This is a genomic window from Actinomycetota bacterium (assembly GCA_030650795.1).
In the GTDB taxonomy this organism is placed as follows: domain Bacteria; phylum Actinomycetota; class Actinomycetes; order S36-B12; family S36-B12; genus UBA11398.
This window is the reverse complement of sequence record JAUSDJ010000024.1, coordinates 1-2,152: the sequence shown is the minus strand read 5'-3', so window position 1 is coordinate 2,152 and position 2,152 is coordinate 1. Positions and strand designations below refer to the sequence as shown.

The window sequence follows — 2,152 nt, the reverse complement described above, 5'->3', positions numbered from 1 at the left end:
GTAACTCATCAGCCGCCTGCAATATCCGCAATTGTTAATCTGGGGTAATTTGCGCCATCCTTTATGGTGTGATATATGCCACCATCGTGGTACGGACACCGACTGCCGTTGAATCGCTGGACAGGATGGTTGCGGCGGCGCTGCGCGGCGAGCTGGATGAACGGCAGGCTCGGCAATTGTATGCTCGCGGAGCGGAGGCCGTCACCTTCATTCTGACCGCCATGGCCCAACGACTGGCCGAGTTGCAATCGCAGACCGCGTCCGAGGATTCTACGGTCACGCCCTCGACGCCCTCGGGCATGATTCCCGTGTATGCCAAACCCTCGGCGTCGAAGCGACGCAAGGAACCGGGAGCCAAGGATGGTCATCCCGGGGCGCGACGGGCGCGGCCGGAACGCATTGACCGGAAGGTCGAGCATCGTCTGAAGTGTTGTCCCGACTGCGGCGGAAGAGTGCAACGTTGCACCCGCCGTCGCACACGGATCATCGAGGACATTCCCGAAGAGATCACCCCGGTGGTTACCGAGCACACGCTTCACCGCGACTACTGCCCCCACTGCAAGAAAGACGTCGAACCCGTCGTGCCCGACGCCATGCCCGGCGCGACCCTGGGACACCACGTCGTGGGTCTGACCAGTTGGTTCCACTACGGACTGGGCATCACGATTTCGCAGGTGATCGAGATTCTCTCCTATCACTTGCAGACGCGGCTCACGTCGGGCGGACTCCTCGACGCCTGGCGCCGACTGGCCACCGTCCTGGCCGACTGGTACGAACAGATCGCCGAGGAGGCCAGGAAATCTGCGGTTCTGCACGCCGACGAAACCGGATGGCGGGTCGAGGGGCAGACGCATTGGTTGTGGTGTTTTGCCAATCACACCGTCTGCTATTACATGATCGACCGCTGCCGGGGCAGTCCGGCCTTGCAGAAGTTCTTCGGCGAGGCCTTCGCCGGAACGCTCATCCATGACTTCTGGGCGCCGTACGAGTCCATCGAGACGGCCGACCGGCAGTATTGCCTCGTGCACTTGCTGCGCGAATTGGAAAAGGTGGATCTGCGTAACGATTCCGCCGAGTGGCAGGCCTTCGCCAAGAAGCTCCGCCGGCTGATCCGCGACGGCATCCGTCTGCGCAAGCGCCCCGACTTCACCCCGCAGCGCTATCGAAGCCGCATTCACCTGATCGATGCGCGGCTGACCGAACTCGCCCAGTGGCAGAGGCCGGATGGGACCGTCACCTATGGGGACGCCGACGCCCTGCGACTGGCCAAGCGTCTCCGCGCCCATTGGGATCACCTCTTCACCTTCCTCGACAAACCCGATGTGCCCTTCGACAACAATCTTGCGGAACGTTGCATTCGTCCCGCCGTCATCCTGCGGAAGAACAGCTACGCCAATCGCTCGCAGCAGGGCGCCGCCACGCAGGCCGTGCTCATGACCATCTACCGTACCCTCAAACTCCGCGGCCTCAACCCCACAAAAACCATCGCCGCCGCCCTGCGAGCGTACCTCATCACCGGAAACCTCCCACCGCTACCCGGCTCCACCATTGCAAACGGCTGATGAGTTACTTGCCGTTTACGGCCGCGCTTACCCTTGGCCAGCGCGGTCATCGCGTTAGTATCACTCCGCCCAGCGGCGCGCCGATGGTTATGGGCTTGTCCAGTACCGGGCCCACGGCGAACGTCGAGGGGTTCAGAATCCACAGTGTGCCGCCGACCGGCGTTTCATCATAACCAACTTCGAAGCTTAGGAAGGGAACCAGGAAGCTCCCCAAGGGGGAATCGAAGCCGTAGGGAGCCTGGAACCGCCAATTCGCACGGGGATACAGGAAAGACATTACCAGCGAATCCCAATAGCTCAGATGTGTTCGCTGACCGATGTACAGGGTGTCTGCGACAGGGTCAATTGATGGATCCCCGCACTGCCATGTGGCATTGAAGGGGGCATTAACAGTAACGGTTTCTCCTGTATTGCTGGGGCAGCTAGCGTTACACACCGCGGTGTTCGCTGTAAAGTCGCATCTTCCGTAGTGCATTACCGAATCAAAGTCATACGGACCGTAGTTGAGCGAGCCGTCCTCAATCCTAAAATTGAAGTTGCACGATCCCATCGATCCGTCACTCTGTGGGCAGCAATTCTGGCATACGTTC

2 protein-coding genes are annotated in these 2,152 nt (G+C 60.7%); one reads left to right on the top strand and one right to left on the bottom strand.

The genetic code is table 11. The annotated features are described in order from the left end of the window. The first annotated feature begins 86 nt into the window (after window positions 1-86). Window positions 87-1,562 (top strand): IS66 family transposase, encoded by a 1,476-nt coding sequence (locus Q7L55_07390; GenBank protein ID MDO8732377.1) that lies wholly within the window; start codon window positions 87-89, stop codon window positions 1,560-1,562. A gap of 46 nt (window positions 1,563-1,608) precedes the next feature. On the opposite strand, the gene Q7L55_07385 is transcribed toward Q7L55_07390, so the two are convergent. Next, window positions 1,609-2,152 (bottom strand): hypothetical protein (locus Q7L55_07385; protein MDO8732376.1); only part of this gene is annotated, 544 nt, incomplete at its 5' end.